The 3,980-nt window shown below is 53.4% G+C and carries 4 protein-coding genes and 1 tRNA gene; 3 read left to right on the top strand and 2 right to left on the bottom strand.

Features of this window, described 5'->3' with window-relative positions:
- Window positions 1-102: 102 nt before the first annotated feature.
- Window positions 103-906, bottom strand: coding sequence for a J domain-containing protein (locus ACY692_RS14410; RefSeq protein ID WP_462326076.1), 804 nt, complete (start codon window positions 904-906; stop codon window positions 103-105).
- 88 nt (window positions 907-994) lie between these two features.
- Window positions 995-1,459, bottom strand: coding sequence for a YkgJ family cysteine cluster protein (locus ACY692_RS14405; protein ID WP_462326075.1), 465 nt, complete (start codon window positions 1,457-1,459; stop codon window positions 995-997).
- A gap of 376 nt (window positions 1,460-1,835) precedes the next feature.
- Here ACY692_RS14405 and mqnC point away from each other — a divergent pair, with 376 nt between their 5' ends.
- From mqnC to ACY692_RS14390, 3 genes are all read left to right on the top strand, one after another.
- Window positions 1,836-2,861, top strand: coding sequence for a cyclic dehypoxanthinyl futalosine synthase (gene mqnC / locus ACY692_RS14400; RefSeq protein ID WP_462326074.1), 1,026 nt, complete (start codon window positions 1,836-1,838; stop codon window positions 2,859-2,861).
- 83 nt (window positions 2,862-2,944) lie between these two features.
- Window positions 2,945-3,020, top strand: a tRNA-Lys gene (locus tag ACY692_RS14395).
- A gap of 100 nt (window positions 3,021-3,120) precedes the next feature.
- Entirely contained in the window at window positions 3,121-3,684 is a 564-nt protein-coding gene (locus ACY692_RS14390) for a site-specific integrase (RefSeq protein WP_462326073.1), read from the top strand.
- Window positions 3,685-3,980: the final 296 nt, after the last annotated feature.

Genomic DNA, 3,980 nt, shown 5'->3' with positions numbered 1-3,980 from the left:
GGGCGATAGAAAAAAAGGGAGAAACGGAGACGGGACAGGAGTGCGCAGCGCGTAGGTTGTGGCATATGCCGTCATCCCGGACGTGATCCGGGATCTTTTTGTTCACACCGCCAGAAAACGCAGATACAGATCACCCTTGAGGGGGCCCATGGTGCGGCCCTGGTTCTTGAGGCGGATAGGGCGGCCGACAATGAAATTGTGGGGCAGGCGCAGCTCGATGGATCGGCTTCCTTTGCCCTTGCGGTCGATTTTCACCCGGACCATGCTCCCCGGACGCAATTGCGGGGCAGGCAGGCGGATGGTCTGATGATCGTCGAGGTGGGATCCGAACCATTTTTTCACGCCGGAGAATAAACCGTCGGTTACGTCCAGATTTAGGGAGCGTTTGCCCCAGGAAAGGCTGAGTTTTTTTTGTGGGGCTCCGGCGGTTGCCTGCGCCTTGGTGGATACCGATGGTTTGCGGGTCTTGATTTTTTCAAAGATGTCCTCAAAGACCTGCCGGGCAAAGGGGTCGTTCAGGATGTCTTTGAGGGTTTCTTCCTGCCTGGCCGTAAACCCCTTTTTCTTCGTTGGATCCTGGTCGGGCTTTTGGGCACGCGCATGCCCCTTTGCGCCGGGTTTTTGTCCGGGAGCTGCCGATTGGTTTGTCTGGGCGGATTGCGTCTGTGTCTTGGTGCGTGGAGCGGTTTTCTTTGTGGCGGATTTTTTATTTTCTTTGGCAGCCAGGTATGCCTTGAGATGGACGTACGCCTGGTTCAGGTCATGGAATTTTTTGGCCGCCTTGGGGTCGTTGGGATGCAGGTCTGGATGGTACTCAAAGGCGCGTTTGCGGAACGTGGATTTGACCGTATCCAGGTCGGCTCCAAAGCGGAGTCCGATGATTCTGTAGGCTTGTCGAAGATCCATGGATGGTTTTTTGTAGAAGTGTGGCCGGGATGGTGACGGTCAGAAAGGGCCGGGACACGATCTCATGCCGGATTATCGTTCTGAATAGTTACGAATCTGGGTCGGATCCGATATCCGAAATCTTGAGGGCGTTGGCATCCACGTCCGCATCATGGGTCAGACCATGGGCTTCGAGGTAGGTCAGTCCCTGGCGAACGAATTCGGCATGGCTCACATCCCTGGTGATCCCGGGACAATAGTCCTGGGCCATCTCCCAGCTGCTCTCATCGAGAAGGTTGCCTCTGAAAAAGGGCCAGGCTCGGCACACGTCGGGCTTGGCCGGATGCACGGAGCATCCTTGGTCCTTTTCAAAGAAGACGCAATATCCGCCCACATCGCTTTTGATGATCCGCTTGGCGGACACCAGCTCGGTGTAACGCTCCAGAAAGGTGGCCAGATCGATGTCCAGGAATCGGCACAATCGCTCCTGTTCTTCCGGGGAAACAACGATCCCCCCGGTGCCCTGGCAGCAATGACCGCACATTTGACAGGAAAATGCAGGGGGTGGTTTCATGGATTGACAAAGGTCCTTTGAATGGGATTAAGCGTTGAAAAGTAATGGTCTCTGGGGCAGAGGCCAAGGGAATTTGAAAACAAAAAAAACTACTCCCTTGTTCATTCAAGGTCAATATCCTGTTTCAGAGGTCGACCGTATCTCCTTGCATCCCGGCTTGACCGTTTCCGTCCGGGGGACTAGCGAAACGGCAGTCTGTCTTTCTTTTCTCGCGCAGAGGCGCAGAGACGCTGAGGGAGGCTTTTGGGGGGAGGGCGTGACCTGCCATTGGGAAGCAGGATCCTGGAGCGCAATAAGATTTTTGTTGTTTGTTCCCTGCGTCCCAGTGCCTCTGCGCGAGAATGTTTTTTCCAACAACCAGAAAGCGAGTTTTTCCATGACCGATCGATTGACACGTCAGGATGCCACGGATTTGTGGCGTGAGGATGTTTTTTCACTGGGCAAGAGGGCCCATGCCGCCAGGACCAAGCGGCATCCCGGCGGGGTTGTCACCTATATTGCCGACCGGAATATCAACTATACGAACATCTGTGTGTCCGGATGCAAGTTCTGCGCGTTCTACCGCCCCCCCGGGCATCCCGAAGGATATGTCCTCTCAAAAGAGGAACTCGGGGCCAAGATCCGAGAAACCGTGGACATGGGCGGCTACCAGCTTCTACTGCAGGGGGGGATGAACCCCGATCTGGGGCTGGATTTTTATACGTCCATGCTTGCCTTTATCAAGGACACGTTCCCCACGGTCGCGGTGCATGGTTTTTCCCCGCCGGAGATTGTCTTTCTGGCGGACAAGGAACAAATGTCCATCGAGGAAACCATAATCGCCTTGAACAAGTCCGGTCTGGATTCCATCCCCGGCGGTGGCGCAGAAATCCTGGTCAACGACATCCGTGCCCGCATATCTCCGCGGAAATGCAACGCCGACCAATGGATCGGGGTCATGGAAACGGCCCACAATCTGGGTCTCAAAACCACGGCGACCATGATGTTCGGTCATGTGGAATCCTTTGAGGACCGGCTGGAACATCTGGACCGCATCAGAGATCTGCAGGACCGCACCGGTGGATTCACCGCCTTCATCCCCTGGACCTTCCAGCCCCACAACACGCTCATCAAGACCCCGGAGATCTCTTCGGTGGAATATCTGAAATTCCTGGCCCTGAGCCGCCTCTATCTGGACAACATCGACAATGTCCAGGCCTCCTGGGTCACCCAGGGCCCCATGATCGGCCAGCTGGCCCTGTTCTGGGGCGCCAATGATTTTGGTTCCACCATGCAGGAGGAAAACGTGGTCGCCGCAACAGGGTGCCGATTCCGTCTGGCCGAAGAAAAGATCCGCGACATCATCACCGGTGCCGGGTTCACCCCGAGGCGCAGGTCCATGGACTACACCCTGGTGGATTGAGATAACTGTGTGACAAAAAAATCCAAAAGATGACTTTTCTGCTTGACAAGAACACCCCGTCTCCCTAAAAGCAGACCTCGTTCGGGCCACTAGCTCAATTGGCAGAGCAGCTGACTCTTAATCAGGAGGTTCAAGGTTCGATTCCTTGGTGGCCCACCAGAGAAATCAAGAGGTTAGATGAAAATCTAACCTCTTTTTTTTCGTGGTCTCGCCTTTTTGGGACAATTCTGGGACAGTTGCAAAAAAACGGAGGATCCCAGTGGCAACCATCACGAAACGTGGAACAGGACAATGGCAGGTCAAAGTTCGCCGGAAAGGATGGCCGGTCCAATCCAGTACTTTTAATACAAAAGGTGATGCGGAGGCATGGGCGCGGGAGATTGAAAATGAGATGGATCGGGGTGTTTTTATTTCCAGAAAAGAGGCTGAGAGTACAATTCTGAGAGAAGCCCTGGAGCGATTTCGGAAGGAAAAAATACCAACCTATGCTCACCCCAAAAAAGAAGAGAACCGGCTGGATCATCTGCTGCAATATTCTTTAGTCGATATGCACCTTGGGGCTATACGGGGGAAACATATCGCTGAGTTTATTGAACTTCGGATCGATGAAGGAGTGGGTGGGAATACTATCCGGTTGGATTTAGCCATGCTTTCAAAGCTTTTTAGCATGGCTGTCCAGCTCCTGGGGTCCACTTTACCTTTCCCCCAGGAGGGCGATGAGCTGCTGCTGCTTTTCGATCAGGGTATCGATCTTGGCGGTTTCGTGGTTGAGGAAGTTGGCGATATCAATTGCCTCTTGCGGAGGAGGCTGAACGAAGGATGAATTGCTCAAGGCATAGGTTCCCAACCCATATCGAGTGAGACCATTTGCTCTGGGTCCCATATAAGCGCGAACATATGTAGCCTCAAAATTTCGCTTGATTAAGGCTCCGTATCTTTCCTCATATGGACGAATTAAAGCGAGATGATATCCACAAACAACTCCATCGAGATCCTTTGGAACAAAGGCTGGGATGGCTATATCTTCTGTATCCTCAGAGTCTTTTGTGACAATCGTATCCCCTGCAAGAAGGGTGAACTTCCTGACTTGTTCCTCTGTAGAGAAAGAATATGGGGACG

It is taken from the genome of Desulfoplanes sp., assembly GCF_054921335.1.
Note: the sequence above shows the minus strand (reverse complement) of the source record. Positions and strands in the feature narration are given on the sequence as shown.